Genomic DNA, 17,062 nt, shown 5'->3' with positions numbered 1-17,062 from the left:
AAATGGGAAATGGAAAATGGAACGCGGCATCCGCAACGGATGCGCCGCAGAAAACAGAAAAGGTGAATTACATTTGTCGTCATTCTGAACGAAGGCTTGGCGCAGTGAAGAACCTCTCAGTCTCCGAGGGGTCCTTCACTACGTTCAGGATGACAAATTGCTAGACAGAAAATATGCAGTGAAAGCTACAACGCCGCGCGCAAACTTACAATCAGGTTTCTTCCGGGCGCGCTGACGCCGGACGCGTAGGGACGGTAGTGCAAGTCGAAAATATTTTCGAGTGAGGCGACGACTTCCAAGTGCTCGACGACTTGGACGTTGCTACGAAGATTGAGTGTCCACCACGAGGGGACGCCGTCGGGAGTGTAGATCGACACTTCTCCGCCGGAGAGCGGAATGTCCTGCACTTCTTTCCACGTGTTGTACCGCGCGAAAAGTTCACCCGTCCACTTTTGAGTTTCGTAGATCACGCTCGTGCGGCCGTAAAGCGGCGGCACGGGGCGCATCGGCAAGTCGCCGTCCGTGTCACGGCCTGCGCCGTAAGAAAGCGACGTCGTTGCGGTGACGTGATCGGCGAGACGAGCCTTCGCGTGGAAATCAAATCCGGTTAAATAGGCTTGACCGGAATTTTGCAGCGACTTGACTTTCGCCATGTCGCCGTCGTACAAAATCGAGTCTTGACCGTTGAACTGCGCGTCGCGAATCAACACGGCGTCGCGCAACAGGGAGTAATATCCAGTCGCGCCCGCACTGAACATACCAAACGCGCGGTCCACGCCGAGTTCTCCGTTATAGGAATACTCGGAACTCAAATCAGGGTTCGGGAAGATGAGAACGCCGTCGCCGGAATCGAAAATCTTGCCAACGTCGTCGACATTCGGTGCGCGGAATCCGCTCGACAATGCTCCGCGAATCTGCCACGACGCGACCGAACAAACCGCGCCCAGACTCGCCGTTGGCGCGCCGCTGTTGTAGGTGATTTCGTCAAACGGAAAATCGTAAAACGACTTGTCATTAAATTTCGATTTTAATGCATTCTGCGTGTAGCGAAGTCCGGCTGTAGCGACGATGCGGCTCGACACAGGAAAGCGGTAGCCGCCGTAGAGAGCCAGCGAAGAAGTGGTGCTTCCGCCGTCAGGATAACGCGTGGACTGCGGCTGCTCTTCACCCGTTACGATGTTGGTTTTGTGCGCGGACGACTGCACATCATTGAAGACTCCTTCGACGCCATAGAACAATTTGCTCGGACCAAAATCACGGCTCAAGTCAGCGTTCACCGAGATCATGCTCAAGTCTTCAACGCGGTCGTTGCGAAAATCGTTGTCGCGCGTGCGGTCGTGGCGGCTTTCTTGATAGTTCTGATGCGCGACGGTGAATTCCGCGTCGTCGTACAGGTTTCCTCCGTGCGCCGCGTTGACCGTGATGCGGTTCATCAAGAGCTCCTGCGGACCGTAATACCACTCGGCATAACGCAAGGCTCCGTTGCGGTACTGTTCGAGACGGTCGTAGCGGGGAATATTCGAGCTTGTGGTGTAAATCAGAGCGTAAGTCGCCGAGAAATTCGAATTGTGCCAATAGCGAACTTTGCCGAGAAGATTCGACTGCGTGTATCCGGTAAATCTCTGAATCGACGTGTTGTCATTTTGAATAACGACGTCCTGATCATTTTCGCGCACGACGTATTCACGGCGGCGGCCGTAATCGGGATAGGCGTCGGAAAGCACGCGTCCCGAGCGCAAATCTCCGAATCCGCTGTAGGTGACATTACCGAGAAACGCCCACTTGCGCAGGCCGTATTGCATCGTTCCGCCAACGGTTTCTTCTTCGTTGGCAGTAGCGTAACGTGTAAAGGCCTTGACACCGAGCTGCGATCCTTTCATTAACGACGGTAGCGGATCAAGCGTGTTGAAAACCATCACGCCGCCCATGGCGTCGCTGCCGTACTGCACGGAGCCGGGACCGAATAAGACATCGACCGAGCCCATCGCGTTGGCATCGGCTTGAATCGAGTTTTGCAAATTCCCCGCGCGGTAGATCGCGTTGTTCATGCGCACGCCGTCGAGCACGAGCAGCACTTGGTTGGCCGTGTAGCCGCGAATCATCGGTGAACCGCCGCCGTACTGACTGCGCTGTACGTAGACTCCCGCTTCTTCGAGTGTCTCGCCCATCGTGCGGGGCTGGTCGAATTCGATTTGCTTGGCCGTGACTTCGGACGTTTGCTGCGCAATCTGCGCGCGGTCATTGCCGAAGCGGTGGCCCTCTACGACGACTTCGTCGGACGTGTAGCTGATTCGTTCGAGCGCAATCGTAAAATTCTCACGCTCAATATCTTTCTTCGTTAGCACGCGACGCACGAAATCAGGGTGAAAGAAAATCATCTCCTGATTGTCGGCGAATTTCGAAATATCAAACGTGCCGTATTCGTCAGTCTGTTCGACGGTCAACTGCGCGTCGTCATAAACCCAAACTCCGGCGAGCGGCGTGTCGTTGTCGGCACGAACAACGGTGATGGGTTTGGTCTGCGAGAAACTCAGAGACCCGACAAGTACAAAAGCGAAGAACAAAGACACAAAGCGAAGCATAGAATCTCCCGGACTACTTCAGGTACAAAATCTTGCGAGTGGTGTAAGCGTAAGGTGCGCGAAGGGTCAAGAAGTATACGCCGCTGGCAAGGTTTTCCGGCGTCCAGCGCAACTCCTTGTTTCCTGACGGCGAAAATTCGTCCGTCAGTGTCGAAACCTTACGTCCTTGCAAGTCATATGCCGTCAGCGTAGCATGTCCCGCCTGCGGCAAATCGTACCTGATTGTCACGGTCGAATTAAACGGATTGGGATAGGTGGACAGGGAGAGCTCGCTAGGAAGAGTCGGTGAAACCTGCTCCGGCGTGTCGAGAAGTGTCTCCCACTCCGTCCACGCAATCTTGATTGAACGCGGGCCTTCTTCCCAAGTGTCGTATTCCGTCCAAACTGCAACGACCTTTCCGTCGTCGGTGATTGTAACGTCCGCGTCAACAATGTACGGCGGGCCGTCTACTCCGTAGAGCATACCGACGGGCTGCACTTCGTTACCGGACGTGTCGATGCGCGCGAGCAATAGCGCGCCGGGCGTGGCTTGAACGGCGGCAAAACCGTAGTCCGGATGAAATGCCCAGCTCGGCGACCAACTTGTTGGAAGCGAGGCAAACGGCAGACACTCCGCATCATGTTCTTCACTGACGACGATCTGCTTCAGCGAGTTGTCGACGAACGCCGCAACGATGCGTCCCGCGGGCGTGATGTACAGCTCGCGCAGAAGACCGGAGTTGTCGCAGTGCAGGAAATGGTAGTGTGCGCCCCAAAGGTCAGACACCGGACCAAGGAATAGATTTTCGCCGCCGTTGAAACCAAAATCCGAAAAATACAGCAGGCTGTCTCCGGAAAGCGGTACACCAATGGCTCGGTTGACGGGGTCATTGTATGTTGACCCCATCATCGTTTCTTGCTCTAAAGTTCTGTTCAGCGAGCTGTCAAATTCTTGATAAGCCCAAACATACCCAATATCGAAAATACCAATGTCTGCCGCAACGTAACCCACGCCGATTCTACCGTCGTGAACTGAAAGCGAGTGGCTCTCCGTCCAATTGCCGGAATTGAAGGTTGGAGAATCCGTATAATTGCTGGCTTCGACAGTGGTCGCATCGAATTGCCACGCGGACAGGTTAACACTGAGAAGCTGCGTTTCAAAGTAGAAAGTTCCATAGCCCCAACTTTCTCGCGTGTTCTTGTGAAACAGACAAACAGATCGTCCTCCACCAATTGCCGTGAGATCTATGAGATCGAGACGGGGCCACTCCTCGCAGCACAGCACCATAATCGGATCTGTCAACAAGGAAGTCGAAGACAGGTCATACGAAATCAACTCTACTCGATTGCTGTCCACAAAATCGGGATCCGTCTGTATCCAAAGCACGTCCACGGAATCCCCATGTGCGCAGGCCTCAATGTCCGCAATAGTCCGGCCGGTCGTCCAAACACCATACCATTGCGGTTGCGCCATAGTACTCGAAACGAAAGCTAACAAAACAAGTATCCACATCGTAGCCTCCTTCGCGGTTAATTGGGGACCCACCGAGGAGCTGAAAAGTCAGAAGTATGAAGTCAGAAGTCAGAAACGAGAAACCACTATAGAAAATGAAAAAAGGCGGAAGCACATCCTTCCGCCTTTCGCGTGTTCTGCTTATGCCGGAACTTTGGTCTCTGCCAGTATCGCGTCGATCCACTTGAAGAGCTGCTTCATATCGTCTACCGTCGTGTCGGCCATGTGGGCGATGCGGAAGGTCTGTTCCTTGATATCGCCATAGCCGTTCGAGATGATGCAGTGATGCCGCTTTGAGAGTTGGCCGTTCAGAGTTTTGAAATCGAAGCCTTCGGGTTTCTTGATGCAAGACAGCGTAACCGACTCGTAGCCCTTCTCGGGATAAAGCTCAAAGCCCGCTTCCTTCACCCACTTATGCGTTAGCTTTTGCATTTCAAGATGGCGCGCCCAACGGTTGTCAAGTCCTTCTTCATTCAGGATGTGGTTGCACTGCGCATGCAAACCGAACAGAATCGGAATCGCGGGCGTATGCGGCGTTTGGTTCTTGTCGTTAAATTTTTTCGCGTCGACGAAATTGACGTAGTAACCCGGCGCCTTCGCGGTCGCGGCCTTGGCCATCGCCTTGTTGCTGATCATCGTGACGGTCATACCCGTCGGCAGTCCCCAACATTTTTGCGTTCCGGCCAAACACACGTCGAGACCGAGTTTGTCGGTTTCAATTTTGTCACCGGCCATCGCGGAGACGGCATCGACGCAGAACATCACGTCGGGATATTTTTTCAAGACTTCGGCATATTCTTCCAGCGGCGCGCGCACACCTGTAGACGTTTCATTGAAGACCGCACAGAAGACGTCATACTCACCGGTCGCCAGAGCTTTGTCGACGGCTTCAGGCTTGACCGCTTGTCCCCACGGCACTTCGAGTTTGTCCGCGGCAAAACCGTTCAGTCCGGCAATCTTATACCAACGGCCCGAGAAAGATCCGTTGACTGTGTTCAGGACTTTTTTCTGGCACAGATTGCGAATCGAGCCTTCCATCACACCGGTCGCGGAGCAGGTGAAAAGCATGACTTCCTGATCGGTGTAGAGGATTTTCTTGAGCATCGGAATCGTGGCACCGTGAAGATCGGAGTAGGCCGTCGTGCGGTGGCCGACCTGCGGGCTGGCGACAGCTTTCAGCAACTCGGGACGAACTTCAGTGGGGCCGGGAATGAAAAGGCGATCGTGCATGGGAGGAACTCCGTATGGTAATCAGTTGTATTTTCTTGTTTTAATAGTTTCGAGACTATCTCACCGAAACTCAAAAAATGTAACGAAATCCAACCTGAGAGGCAATGAGTAACGATCATGTATGGTGCAGAAAAGAAGAGAATAAAGCCGCAAAATCGCAATCGTGTGACAACCTTACTCAACGGGGATTAAGAACAAAATTCTCTTGTTCTGATAGGCGTTATTTCGTATTTTTACGAACAAGCGCATAGTGCTGATTTTCATAATGCTAAGCTCGGAATTAAAACCCCTTCTCGCGACGGTCGCGGTGTTCGCAACCTTCTATTTCGTGCCTTCGGAATCGCTCGGATTGGGGGGTGCCTTGGGCGAAGCTGTTGCGCTGGCGACATGGTACGCCCGCGAGCACGTGATACTGTGCCTGATTCCCGCTCTGTTTATCGCCGGAGCCATCAGCACATTTGTCAGCTCAGGTGCCGTGATGAAACACTTGGGTGCAGGTGCCAAGAAGATCGTCGCCTACGGCGTTGCCTCGGTTTCGGGAAGCGTTCTCGCGGTCTGTTCGTGTACGGTGCTGCCGCTGTTCGGCGGAATCTACAAAATGGGTGCCGGGCTTGGTCCGGCGACGGCATTTTTGTATGCGGGACCCGCGATCAATGTGCTTGCGATTATTTTGACCGCGCGAATTTTGGGAATGGAATTGGGCGTCGCGCGAACGGTGGGGGCTGTGCTGTTCTCGATTGTGATTGGTCTGTTGATGGCGTGGATTTTTCGCAAAGATGAAACCGAACGAGTGCAGGCGATACCCACGCAAGCGAGTTCGGAGTATTCTTCAGCGCGAGTTGCGATATGGTTTGTGACGCTGATTTTGATTTTGATTGCGGCAACGATTGGCGAGACGCAGTCTCTTCATCCGTGGAAGTGGTGGATCACCGGCGCACTGGGGATCTTGATGGGCTGGCAAATGATTTCACTGATGCACGTTAGCTGGAAATGGATTCTCGCGGCGATTGTCATTGTAATAATTTCTGCAACAGCGATCCCCTCTTATCCGCAGATGACGTTCTTGCTCGCTGTGACAATGCTGTCACTCATGCTTGCCCGAACGGAAGGCGCAGCCCGCGAGTGGATCGACGCGACGTGGGGATTTGCCAAGCAGATTCTGCCGTTGCTTTTAGTTGGAATTCTGGTCGCGGGATTTCTGCTCGGCAGACCGGGACACGAAGGACTAATTCCGTCCGCGTGGATCGGCAGCATGGTCGGCGGAAATTCGCTGTTCGCAAACTTGTTCGCGGCAATCGCCGGAGCGTTTATGTATTTCGCCACGCTGACCGAAGTCCCGATTCTGCAAGGATTGCTCGGCGCGGGAATGGGGCAAGGCCCGGCGCTGACGCTCTTGCTGGCAGGTCCTGCTCTGTCGTTGCCAAGTATGCTGGTCATCAGGTCCATCCTCGGCACGCGCAAGACAGTTGTTTTTGTTATATTGGTCGTCAGCATGTCCACCGTAACCGGATGGATTTACGGAATGATGGTATAGGAGAAAAGAATGAAATTACAAATCCTCGGGACAGGCTGCCCGAAGTGCAACAAACTCGCGGAGCTGTCCGAGCGCGTCGCCCGCGAACAGAATTTGAATTTTACGCTCGAAAAAGTCACCGACATAAATGAGATTTTAGCGGCAGGTGTGATGATGACGCCTGCTTTGATGGTGGACGGAGAAGTGAAAGTCTCCGGCCGCGTGCCCACCGTTCCCGAACTAACCGCGCTGCTGACAACCGCCGCAGGAGAAAACAAATCGTGATGAGAGTGTTGATTATTTCCTTACTAATGGCCGTCGCCTTGCCTGTGCTGGCGGAAGAAACAACTCCCGACAGCGCGGCCACTCCGCAGGTTACCAATGTGGCCTACTATTTCTACAATACGATTCGCTGTTCCAATTGCTTGAAGATCGAAAAGTACTCGCACGAAGCGATTGAAAACGGATTTTCAGAGCAACTCGCAAGCGGCGAACTGTCGTGGATGATGAAGAATCTCGACGAAGAAGCCAACGAGCACTTTGTCGATGACTTCCAGCTTTTCACGAAGGCGCTGGTTTTGGTCAGATATGAAAACGGCAAGCAAGTGAAGTGGAAAAACTGCGACAAAGTGTGGGATTACTTGAATGACGAAGCAGAATTCAAGAAGTACGTCGAAGCGCAGGTCGCGGAGTTTCTGGGCAGCTAAATGAACGAGTATCTGCTCGGACTCGGCACGGCGGCGTGGTTGGGGATTCTGACTTCGATCAGCCCGTGCCCACTGGCCACAAACATCGCGGCGGTGTCGTTCGTCGCGCGCAAAGCCAATGCTCCGGCGAGCGCGATGTGGTCGGGTGTGCTCTACACCGCCGGACGAATGCTTGCGTATGTCGTGGTCGGCGCGCTCGTGGTGTGGAGTGTGTTGTCGCTGTCGAAGCTCTCGTTTGGCTTGCAAAAATACATGCACGAAGCGCTCGGCCCGTTTTTGATTTTGATAGGAGTGATTCTCGCGGGTTGGATCAAACTTCCCGTCGCAAGCGGCAGTGGTTTCATCGAACGGTTGGCCAAGCGCGCGGAGTTGTGGGGTTCGGCGGGAGCCTTTTTCTTGGGCGCAATCTTCGCCGTATCGTTTTGTCCGGTGTCGGCGGCGCTGTTTTTTGGAAGTTTGATTCCGCTGGCGGCGCAACATAACTCAATTGGAATTTTCCCGGCGGTGTATGGTGTGGGCACTGCCTTGCCGGTTTTGCTGTTTGCGGCGGTAATTGTCTTCGGCGCGCAAGCCACGGGCAAGCTCTACGGCCGCCTGACTTTCTTCGAAAAATGGGCGCGGCTCACGACGGGAGTGGTGTTTATTTGTGTGGGACTTTACATGACGGCGAAGTACACGTTGAAGTGGATAAGTTGACACTGCTCTGATTTTCATATTTCATATCAGAGCCCTTGTCATCCTGAGGCCGCTCAAAACCCTTGTCATCCTGAAGCCGCTGCGGCTGAAGGATCTTCAAAAGAGCGCACCCACCTAAAGCGCTTCTTTCCGGCAGCACCTATTTACTTGCCTTGTTTAGTTCTTAAATGAAACAGGCGAGAAGCGATCTCCAACTCTACTGCGAATCAAACTGCAGATTGATTGAAGTAGGTTGTCGAGCCTAAGAAAGCTTGCGCGAGTCTTAACACAGATTGCATCTGATTGTCAGTGAAAGCTATCGACTGCGGCTTTGAGATAAATATGGACAACTTGACTTTTCTTTGGGTTGAGGGTATCTTATACGGGGTCCCATAGAATCGCAACAAGCAGCTACTGCTGCGGGAGGTGTCACATGTCCCGTTGGATGCTGGTTGGACTACTGCTGCTGGCCGCGCAGGTTTCGTGGTCGGCAAACATGGAACGCGGACCACTCCGCGAACCGCGAAGAGCGCTCGATGTCGCCCATCCTCAGGACGAGAATTATGTCCTGAATAACGGCACGTTGGCGCTCAATTTTACAAATTGGGGTTTCTTCGGAAACGACGGTGCAAATCAATCGGGCTCGTTGGATAATCCGTGCGACGGAGAGTGGGCGCCGCAGTTTGAATACCCCATCGGCTCAGGTGCGAACTATCTGTTTCAAGGCGCTGTTTGGATTGGAGCTTACATCAATGACGGGACAAACCGGAATTTCCGGGTCTCCGTGGGCACGGACGGCTGGCAAAATCCGTCGATTAACGAATTTCACGCCGGAGAATTACCCGGCCACGGAATCACACTGAGATCGAATCTCCCTGACGCGACGGATTGTTTCGGCAACAGTATTTATGATCCGTCGGCCCATGCGAATATCGAAGCCGTTGCAGTGTACACGGACACCTTGACGGATCAGATCTTTGTACGAAACGACCCCACCGACGGACCGCACGTTCCAATCGGAATCGAAATTACACAGACCGCGCGACTCTGGTCCTCTCCAGATTTCGCGCGGTTTGTTATTTTGGAATTCCAGATTGAGAACATCAGCCCCGATACGATTTTCGATCCCGTGTTAGGATTGTATCTGGATGGGGATATCGGCGTTGCGGGAAATATCAATGATCATATTGACGACATCACCGGTGCATTGCTGGTCCACGATGGAACGGATCGTACCCTCGGTTGGATTGCTGACAACGACGGACGCACGGTGCAGTCGGGTGACTTCCGCTTGCCGCACGCGCTGGGATTCGCCGGTCTCTCAATTTCTGCGGACTCGCTCTCAACGAATCAACCGGGAAGCTACAACTGGTGGAATCCGAACGCAGATCTAAGTCTCGACTTCGGACCGTCGTGGACGGATTCTCCCGATTGGATGAGTACTTGGGGAACTCCCGAAGGAGACTTGCACAAGTACGACTTGTTGGCCAGCGGCGAGCACGACTACGGACAATATGCACTTCGCGCCGCACACCCGGCACAAAATGACGATTATCCCTGTCATCCCGGAACGGACCACACATGGCGGGCGGTGGATATCGATGATGCGACGCAGCGAGATATTGCCGACGGTTACGACTGCCGCTTTATGCTGAGTTGGAATCAATTCGGGCACTATGATCACGTCGACGAAGACGGGATGTGCCATTTCCGGCTTGCTCCCGGCGAGTCTGGAAGTTTCACGTCTACGCTGTTCATCGGTGAATACTTCCACGATCCCGACAATCCACAACCGGATCCCACGAATCTCGATTCGACGTTGTTTAACTATGCCGGACTCTTGGAGAGCTATGAATCCGCACGCACACTCTATGATGCGGGCTATGCCTATCAGCCGCCTACTCCTGCGGTGGATTTGCTGCTGACTCACGCCGCGAATCAGGAGTTGCCGCTCGCTTGGCTTCAGCCCGAAGTCGGCGGAGTCGCAGGCTACCGTGTCTATGGCATCGCAGACGGAGGACAAGGCGAGCGAACGGAGTTTACGGAAGTTCAGATTTCAGAAACAGAATACACGATTGCCGATTTGACGAACGGCGACGACTGGCTGATCGAAGTCGAGACCTACGACGTGGACGGCCATCGCAGTTTTCCGGCGCGAAAGCTCGCGCGCGTCGGCGCGGTTCCCAACGACGGATTGCTTGAAGGTGCTGCCATTGACGGCGGCGATTCTCTGCATTGGGAATCCGTGGACGATCCGATGTTTTCTCACTACAAACTCGTACGCACGTCGGCGAATGATACTGTAGTGTTTGACAACTTGACCACGACCTTCTTGGTAGACCAAGCTGTGTTCTCGGGTGTCGAGTATACCTATTGGCTGGTGATCGTGGGAACAAACGTCGTCGAGAGTTTGCCGGGCAACGAAATCACATTGATTCCTTATGCTCCGACGCTTTCGATTCTCGTGTATGACGAGACCAAAACTCCATTGGCCGCAGAGTATACTCGAATGGCCGTATCGGATACGCTCGTCAGAAATTTCTATCAGCATTTGCTCGGGCAAATAAACGAGCCGTTTGACTATTATGATCCGCCGAATGAGGCGGACGTCTTGCCGCTCGACAGTTTGGCCCGGTATCAAGTGGTCATTTGGCACAACGAAAATCCATACACCTTGCGCACGCTGCATCAAAGCGCCATCGAAAGTGTGCTTAGCCGGTATGTCGCGATTGGCGGGAAGCTGATTCGTTTCGGACGCAACACGGTGTACGGTTCCACAAGCAGCATCGGCGTGCTGCGTTCTCAGCTCACATTGTCGCAGTTTGCTCCGCTCGAGTTTGACTCGGTTTGGGCCGCAATGCGGTATCTTCCGACCAACCCTCTGTCCGACATTCGAACGGTTGGCGCAACGGCGACGGATGAGGACTTCCCGGCACTCGCGTGGGACATGGCCAAACTCTCTGAACTAAGGTATCTCAACATCACGAATTTCGACTTCTTGCCGGGAGTGGATTTTTTCTGGCGGCGCGGCAACACGTGGACGCTGTACGACGTAATCTTGAGTGAAAGCGACACCTCAGGTTTCGACCATTCGCCGTGTGCCGTGATTGGTCCCGGAGAAATCTTTTTCGGTTTCCCCCTCTACTTTGTGGAGGAGCAGCAAGCACAGGAGCTGCTCGCGGCGTCGTTGAATGCACTCAGAACACAAGTGCTCGACGTTCCCAAGCCTCCGGTTGAACCGCTGCCGACCACGACAGCGCTTCATCAAAACTATCCGAATCCGTTCAATCCGAACACGACGATCGAGTTTGAGATTCCGGTGACGACAAACGGATCGCTGAAGATTTATAATATTCGCGGGCAGTTGGTGGAGACTTTGATGAGCGGGACTCTGACCGCGGGCTACCACAGTGTCAACTTTGTTGCCAACGGACTTTCCAGCGGACTCTATTTCTACAGATTGGAATGGGGAGCACACAGCACAACCAAGAAGATGCTTCTACTCAGATAACAGCCACCCTTGACCGTAAAGAAGCCCCCGCAAATGCGGGGGCTTTCTGTTGCCGTCTATTCCGGAAAGACTACTGCCTTTATTCTGTAGAAATATTCCGACTCCGCTGTTCCGACGTCGAAATCGGTAAATTCCGGCGGATCCATTCCGCTGACCGTTCCGATCAAATCCCCCCCGCCCGGGAAATCCGGTTCCGAACTACGAAAAACGTAGTAGGCATCAGGAACCAAAGGTTGCCCCATATAGTCTTGTGTGACCCGCGACCAGCGCAAAATCAACGACGGCTCGTCTATATCACAATAGATGGACAAGCTGTCGGGCGCCCTCGGAAGACCTTGTCCTGACGGTCCGGCAATGGTTCCAGTAGTATCTTCCATGTGCCAAGAGATTGTGCCATCGCAAACGGGATGTGAAAGCATGAAGCTGCCGAGCAAACCGTTCATCAACGGAGTCGCAGATGACAGGACTATGGAATCGTCGTAGGCTGTCGCACTCCATCCAGCGGATTCCGCAGCGCCGCTTACCCATGCGGATGTTCCAATGCACGTTCCCGTGAACACGAAGCGGTCAATGGCGCCGGAAAGATGCTGCAATTCATACTCCCACACCGGCGGCCCGGAAGAAACGAGCGACACCGTTCCTCGATTCAATGGCTGGCACGGCCAATCCTGATACCAATTGTCCTGCGAACCCCAACAGTCCGTCGCAAAACGGAACAACGGTTGGCTGTCGTCAATCGTCTGCAAGTGGTTATACCAAAAAGTTGCTTCAACATTCCGTTCGTTTACGCCGTACTTGTATGTGACGTCCCGAGGATCGCCAATGACAAATGGAACCGTCAGACTGAATACCGAATCCCCTGCAACATTGTCGCCGTTAACTCCGCTGTCATTTAAGAAGTACGACGCCGGGAAGTTGCCCCACGGCCAGTAATTGAAGTCTCCTGCGACTTGAATCGACTCAACGGAGCGGATTGTGTCACCAGTCTGAAAATCGTAAATAAAAACCTCGTCGGCAATTCTGCCGTACAAGGGTCTTGCATCAACGGAAAACACGACGTCCACGTTCGAAACAAGCACATCATCCCAGGATAAGTCGGAAAAGTACACCAGGCCGGGGGTTATCTCGCCGTATCCGTCACCGGAAGGAGGAGGAAGATTGTCCGGCTCTTGGCCTGTCGCTTGAAACGATCTGTTTGGAGCTATTTCCCAATCGGCAGAGTTGACATCACCATTGTCCAATATGACAAATTTGTATTCGACGAGATTTTCAACCAGCAGATTTGGGAACAGAACCCATCGCGAATACACACCCGGATTACCCGGCTCTTCATACAATTGGCGGCTTCCTCCCCAGAAGAAGAGGCTGTCGTGCCCTCCACGAACAACCACCCAATCCGTCTCTGGATCGAAGTTACCGTTGACGGTCTGGACTCCCATGTCGACGCGAAACAGGACTTCCACGTCTGCGGATTGGGACGACACAATGTTGTTGAAATAGAAGACGGGCAATACGAGAGGAGTTGTCTCGACTGTCACCGTGCGATTTTCCACAAACTCCCATTGGTCAGATCCTCCGCGTACCATGACAAACTTGTATTCGATGTCTCCGGGCGGAATATCCGTGGTGATCGCGTAGAGAGTTCCGTTTGGCAGCAGCGGATAATCGTTGCCCGCCCAACCGTCAAACGAGCCTCTGACAACGAGAGTGTCGGAATTCGGGTTAAAATTTCCAAGTTCGATTTGAACGGACATCTGGCACTGAAAAGTCACGTTGGTTCCAGTTGCCGTGTTAGCAATGCTTCCGATTAATACGGCGAAAAGTAGCGCATATCCAAGTCTCATTATTCCATCCTTCCTGTCGTCAAGCGGCAAAAATACACCGCCGATCTATTTTATCAATATCATCTTCTTGGCGCAGTAAGAACGTCCGGACTTCAACGAATAGAAATAGGTTCCAGACGCAAACGCTGTTCCGTCAAACAGAACAGTGTGTGTGCCCGCTTCGGCGCGGTCGTCGAAAAGCGTGCCAACTTCGCGTCCCGTCCCGTCATAGACCGTCAGCCTCACGGTCATTGCTTTCGCCAAACTAAATCCTATGGTCGTTGTTGGATTGAACGGGTTAGGGTAGTTTTGGTGCAGTGTAAATTCACTTGCAATACTTGGCCTGTTTGGTGCATCAAGGTAAGAAAAATCTCCCAGAAACCTATCAGCAATCTCCTTTGCATCATTCGTATCGGCAGCGGCAAACATCGCAACACTGAAACTCATGATCTCAGTCGGCGCAAGAGTAAGACTGCCGTTTGCCGCACCCCACCCCATCAACATCCTCCAATCCCCAAGCTGCCGAGACGGACCGTCGAGGTCCCCACTCGAAATCACCAGAAACTTGTCGGCATTGGTTTCCGGATCACCACCGGACGAGCGCTCAAAATTCCGGTAGGAAAACTCGGTGTTTTGCCACATGATTGGCGGACGCAATGCCTTGACTGCAAAAACACCGGGACCCGGTCCGTCGGCATCTCTGTAGTCGTCATAGGTCACCATCATCTTCCGTTCAGCATCGAAATACGTCCCGTCATCAAGCGATCCTGCGTCACCACTCTCGCCTTGAGCAACAATGTCCGCATCCGCGAAAAACGCGAGATGCACATCTTCCAGATCTTCAAGCCCCATGTTGCGGACCGTATATTCGAGAATGATGACATTCTGCACTAGCGAATCACTCCAGGCACAGCTTCGCTGTGCGATTTCGATATCGAGAGGAGTATGCCCGTCCACATCCGGACTGGAAACATATTGCGGTTGAATGCTGTCCTGATAAACACAGAAATACTCTTGCTCGCCAAACGCGGCGATATCTTCATCAAACAACCCGTCGCCGTCGTCGTCGAGTGAACCCGGACAGCAATCCCCGTCCCAATCAGGATCGTCGGAATCCACCAATCCGTCGTGGTCATTGTCAATGTGGTCATCGGCCATGTCCCCGACCGGATCTTCGTCGACATGCGGCTCCGGATCGTAGCTTTCGTTGCCGTCGCCATTGGCATCACTTTGGCCGTCCGTGCCTCATCGATCCGGCCATCGCCGTCATTGTCGATTCCGTCGGGGCTTTCTTCATCTATCAGCCCGTCACCGTCATCATCAAAGAACAGCAGTCCGTTGCCGCCGTCCCAATTTCCGGAAGGAAGCAAGTCGCCGTCCAAGTCGTCGGTTTCGAGGTTCCAATCTCCGTCGTCGTCACGTTCCATCACGCCGCGGACAAAAAACTTGCCGTTTCGTTCGGCAAAGGCACAAGACGAGATGTACCAATCCGGATCGCTCGTGTTCGTTTCCGGAATCGTACCGATATGCACGGGCCAAAATTCGCCCGTGCCGTTGTCACCGTCTGTCGTTGTAGAAACGAGCATTTGGCCGTTGACCACGGCGCCCACCCAAATTCCGGCAGAGAACAAGAACCTATTGCCGCTGTTTATGGGGAACTCCATCCCATAGAAACCGGAAACGCCATTGGGATTGCCATATTCCCCATAATTGCTGAGTGTTGCCCGGACATTTCCTACATCGTGGGCAATCAGATCATGCGTAGCATTCGGGTCTGCGTCATCCAGAGAAGCACTTCGTGGAGTCTGCGCAGAGATACTCATGGCCAAGCTGTCGCCGTCCATGAGCAAAATCAAAATAAGCAAGGCAAGACAAGAAGCTGTTTTCATCCATCCGCCTCATTTGTTATGATTAAAGTTGATAGTCTTCGGGTCGAAAAACAAGCCCCCGTTTTCACGGGGGCCTGTCATATGATACACGGGAGACGTCTTACATCAATCCCTGTTCGAACGTCGCGTTTGCGACCTTGGCGAATCCTGCGACGTTGGCGCCGACGACATAATTCATGCCGTTCTTGCCTGAGCCGTAGTGCACGCACTGCTTGTGGATATCCTGCATGATACCTTTCAAGCGCTCGTTGACTTCACCGCGCGTCCACGACAGACGCAGGCTGTTCTGCGACATTTCCAAACCGGAGACAGCCACGCCGCCCGCGTTGGAAGCCTTGCCCGGTGCGTAGATGACGCCGTTCTTCTGGAAGTATTCGGTAGCATCCGGTTCCGTCGGCATGTTCGCGCCTTCGGCGACGTACTTGCACTTGTTCTTGACCAGAGTCTTGGCGTCGTCGAGCGACACTTCGTTCTGAGTCGCGCACGGCAGAGCGACGTCACACGGGACTTCCCACGGACGCTTGCCTTCGTGATACTCACAGCCATACTTTTCGGCATATTCGGAGATACGGCCGCGCTTTTCATTCTTGAGTTCCATCACCCACAGAATCTTCTTACGGTCGATGCCGTTCGGGTCATAGATATATCCGTTCGAGTCGGACAGCGTGACAACCGTGCCGCCTTCCTTGATGACGCGCTCGGCGGCATATTGGGAGACGTTGCCCGATCCGCTGATCGCGACTTTCTTGCCTTCAAGGCTGTCGCCGTGGTGGTGCAGCATTTCCTGCAGGAAGTAAACCGTGCCGTAGCCGGTGGCTTCCGGACGGATCAAGCTGCCGCCGTAGGTGATGCCCTTGCCGGTCAGCGTGCCCGTGAACTCATTTTTGAGCTGACGGTACTTGCCGAACAGGAAGCCGACTTCGCGTCCGCCGACGCCGATATCACCGGCCGGTACGTCGGTGTTCGGGCCGAGGTGGCGGAACAGTTCGGACATAAATGCCTGGCAGAATCTCATGACTTCGCGATCCGATTTTCCCTTGGGATCAAAGTCGGAGCCGCCTTTACCGCCGCCCATGGGCAGGGTCGTCAATGCGTTCTTAAAGACTTGCTCAAATCCGAGGAATTTGAGAATGCTGAGGTTGACGGTCGGATGGAACCGCAGACCTCCTTTGTACGGGCCAATCGCACTGGAGAATTCCACGCGATAGCCGCGGTTCACCTGGACTTTGCCGCGATCGTCTTCCCATGCGACGCGGAATTGGAAGGCACGGTCAGGTTCGGTCAGACGCTCGAGGATTCTGGCTTCGCGAAGCTCGTCATGCTCGAGATAGTACGGGAACACCGACTCGGCCACTTCGCCCACGGCCTGAAGAAATTCCGGTTGACCGGGATTACGGGTTTCGACCCATTTCATGAAATTTGAATAATCCCTATCAGCGGCCGCAGTTTTCGACATAAATATTACCTCCGAAAGTAGGTTTGAAAGAGGGTTTGTGAAGGATTTAACAAGCTAAGAAATGCGATTGTCTCCCGCAAGCGACTAAAGTCACTCAAGCACTCGGTTTGTTTGCAATAATGGAGGAAGGTTTGTTTATTTCGAGGGGAGGGGCAGGCGCGTTTGAGATGGCGGATTTCAGAAT

General features: G+C 53.5%; 11 protein-coding genes. 5 read left to right on the top strand and 6 right to left on the bottom strand.

Features of this window, described 5'->3' with window-relative positions; genetic code table 11:
• Nucleotides 1-185 precede the first annotated feature (185 nt).
• From H6507_08865 to H6507_08855, 3 genes are all read right to left on the bottom strand, one after another.
• The gene (locus H6507_08865) at nt 186-2,582 is read right to left on the bottom strand and encodes a TonB-dependent receptor (GenBank protein ID MCB9369201.1); all 2,397 of its coding nucleotides are present in this window, start codon (nt 2,580-2,582) and stop codon (nt 186-188) included.
• A gap of 13 nt (nt 2,583-2,595) precedes the next feature.
• The gene (locus tag H6507_08860; GenBank protein ID MCB9369200.1) at nt 2,596-4,074 is read right to left on the bottom strand and encodes a T9SS type A sorting domain-containing protein; all 1,479 of its coding nucleotides are present in this window, start codon (nt 4,072-4,074) and stop codon (nt 2,596-2,598) included.
• A 141-nt stretch (nt 4,075-4,215) separates the two neighbouring features.
• Nucleotides 4,216-5,304, bottom strand: coding sequence for an alanine--glyoxylate aminotransferase family protein (locus H6507_08855; GenBank protein MCB9369199.1), 1,089 nt, complete (start codon nt 5,302-5,304; stop codon nt 4,216-4,218).
• 265 nt (nt 5,305-5,569) lie between these two features.
• Here H6507_08855 and H6507_08850 point away from each other — a divergent pair, with 265 nt between their 5' ends.
• The 5 genes from H6507_08850 to H6507_08830 all read left to right on the top strand — a co-directional run bounded on the left by H6507_08850 (nt 5,570) and on the right by H6507_08830 (nt 11,710).
• Nucleotides 5,570-6,838: a permease gene (locus H6507_08850; protein ID MCB9369198.1), complete on the top strand. Its 1,269-nt coding sequence runs from the start codon at nt 5,570-5,572 to the stop codon at nt 6,836-6,838.
• Between the two features lie 9 nt (nt 6,839-6,847).
• The gene (locus H6507_08845; GenBank protein MCB9369197.1) at nt 6,848-7,102 is read left to right on the top strand and encodes a TM0996/MTH895 family glutaredoxin-like protein; all 255 of its coding nucleotides are present in this window, start codon (nt 6,848-6,850) and stop codon (nt 7,100-7,102) included.
• Nucleotides 7,102-7,524 carry a hypothetical protein gene (locus tag H6507_08840; protein MCB9369196.1) on the top strand — a complete coding sequence of 141 codons (423 nt, stop codon included), beginning with the start codon at nt 7,102-7,104 and terminating at the stop codon, nt 7,522-7,524. Before H6507_08845 ends, H6507_08840 begins: the two co-directional genes overlap by 1 nt.
• Nucleotides 7,525-8,220 (top strand): sulfite exporter TauE/SafE family protein, encoded by a 696-nt coding sequence (locus H6507_08835; protein ID MCB9369195.1) that lies wholly within the window; start codon nt 7,525-7,527, stop codon nt 8,218-8,220. It begins immediately after the preceding gene.
• A 412-nt stretch (nt 8,221-8,632) separates the two neighbouring features.
• Nucleotides 8,633-11,710, top strand: coding sequence for a T9SS type A sorting domain-containing protein (locus H6507_08830; GenBank protein MCB9369194.1), 3,078 nt, complete (start codon nt 8,633-8,635; stop codon nt 11,708-11,710).
• A gap of 56 nt (nt 11,711-11,766) precedes the next feature.
• On the opposite strand, the gene H6507_08825 is transcribed toward H6507_08830, so the two are convergent.
• From H6507_08825 to gdhA, 3 genes are all read right to left on the bottom strand, one after another.
• The gene (locus H6507_08825; protein ID MCB9369193.1) at nt 11,767-13,554 is read right to left on the bottom strand and encodes a hypothetical protein; all 1,788 of its coding nucleotides are present in this window, start codon (nt 13,552-13,554) and stop codon (nt 11,767-11,769) included.
• A gap of 45 nt (nt 13,555-13,599) precedes the next feature.
• A complete protein-coding gene (locus tag H6507_08820) occupies nt 13,600-14,691 on the bottom strand; it encodes a T9SS type A sorting domain-containing protein (GenBank protein MCB9369192.1) in 1,092 nt (363 codons plus the stop codon).
• Between the two features lie 831 nt (nt 14,692-15,522).
• Nucleotides 15,523-16,878, bottom strand: coding sequence for an NADP-specific glutamate dehydrogenase (gene gdhA, locus H6507_08815; GenBank protein MCB9369191.1), 1,356 nt, complete (start codon nt 16,876-16,878; stop codon nt 15,523-15,525).
• Nucleotides 16,879-17,062 lie beyond the last annotated feature (184 nt).

Source organism: Calditrichota bacterium (assembly GCA_020637445.1).
In the GTDB taxonomy this organism is placed as follows: Bacteria; Electryoneota; RPQS01; order RPQS01; family RPQS01; genus JABWCQ01.
Note: the sequence above shows the minus strand (reverse complement) of the source record. Positions and strands in the feature narration are given on the sequence as shown.

Coding starts and splice junctions, on each gene's coding strand:
- H6507_08865 (MCB9369201.1), bottom strand. CDS start 2,582: ATGCTTCGCTTTGTGTCTTTGTTCTTCGCTTTTGTACTTGTCGGGTCT.
- H6507_08845 (MCB9369197.1), top strand. CDS start 6,848: ATGAAATTACAAATCCTCGGGACAGGCTGCCCGAAGTGCAACAAACTC.
- H6507_08830 (MCB9369194.1), top strand. CDS start 8,633: ATGTCCCGTTGGATGCTGGTTGGACTACTGCTGCTGGCCGCGCAGGTT.
- H6507_08840 (MCB9369196.1), top strand. CDS start 7,102: ATGAGAGTGTTGATTATTTCCTTACTAATGGCCGTCGCCTTGCCTGTG.
- H6507_08860 (MCB9369200.1), bottom strand. CDS start 4,074: ATGTGGATACTTGTTTTGTTAGCTTTCGTTTCGAGTACTATGGCGCAA.
- H6507_08825 (MCB9369193.1), bottom strand. CDS start 13,554: ATGAGACTTGGATATGCGCTACTTTTCGCCGTATTAATCGGAAGCATT.
- H6507_08850 (MCB9369198.1), top strand. CDS start 5,570: ATGCTAAGCTCGGAATTAAAACCCCTTCTCGCGACGGTCGCGGTGTTC.
- H6507_08820 (MCB9369192.1), bottom strand. CDS start 14,691: ATGGCCGATGACCACATTGACAATGACCACGACGGATTGGTGGATTCC.
- gdhA (MCB9369191.1), bottom strand. CDS start 16,878: ATGTCGAAAACTGCGGCCGCTGATAGGGATTATTCAAATTTCATGAAA.
- H6507_08835 (MCB9369195.1), top strand. CDS start 7,525: ATGAACGAGTATCTGCTCGGACTCGGCACGGCGGCGTGGTTGGGGATT.
- H6507_08855 (MCB9369199.1), bottom strand. CDS start 5,304: ATGCACGATCGCCTTTTCATTCCCGGCCCCACTGAAGTTCGTCCCGAG.